At 62.2% G+C, this 736-nt stretch carries 1 protein-coding gene; it reads right to left on the reverse strand.

Features of this window, described 5'->3' with window-relative positions:
• Positions 1–715: lytic transglycosylase domain-containing protein (locus tag EN964_RS36200; protein WP_164776547.1), on the reverse strand; the 715-nt coding region annotated here is incomplete at its 3' end.
• Between the last annotated feature and the right edge of the window lie 21 nt (positions 716–736).

The raw sequence follows: 736 nt of genomic DNA on the forward strand, positions 1-736 counted from the left end.
ATCCCAGCGCAGCCATCTGCACCTTGACCTTGCCGCAATAGGCGGCCGACACCGGGTTCATCCGCGTTGCGGCGTGGCCGGCATTGTATTTCAGAATGGTGCCGCAGGTCGTGCCGCCGCCGAGGCTCCGCGCCATGGCAAGGTATTTCATGCCGTATTTGATGTTGGTGTCGGGATCGAACAGGCCCTTGGCGGAGCCGCTATAGCCCATCATCCGAGCCGTGGCCGGCTTGATCTGCATCAAGCCGATCTCGCCGGCGCCGCCAACGATGTTGGGCCGGTAGTTGCTTTCGATCTGGATAACCGCCGAGGCGAGCGATACCGGAACGCCTTCGATCGCCGCATAGCGGGCAACGATAGCGGAATACTGACCGCTGCTGGCCACCGCGGCCGCCGAGGCTGCCGCGTTCCGGACACCGATCGACGCCGTTGCCGTCATGTCGACGGTTTTTCGGCCACGCTTCGTCTGCTTTCTGGCGGACTTCTTCGGCTTGGACCAGCTTGCTTTTTCCATTTTCGCGGAAGCCCGCTTCGTCGCCTTGGCGTCGTGGCCTGCCTTGCCGCTTCTGGCCTGTGGGGCCTTGCCGCTTTTCGCGGATGCCACGACAGGCCCTTGATCGGCTCGCGGGCTGAGGGGCGCGGCATCTGCGGCACTGAAGGCAAAAGTCATTACGCCGGCAGCAAGAGCTGCCGTTAAAACGGTAAATTTCTGCATGTGATCCTGTTCTGTCTGAAC

Source organism: Mesorhizobium sp. M7A.F.Ca.CA.001.10.2.1 (assembly GCF_003998575.1).
Taxonomy (GTDB): domain Bacteria; phylum Pseudomonadota; class Alphaproteobacteria; order Rhizobiales; family Rhizobiaceae; genus Mesorhizobium.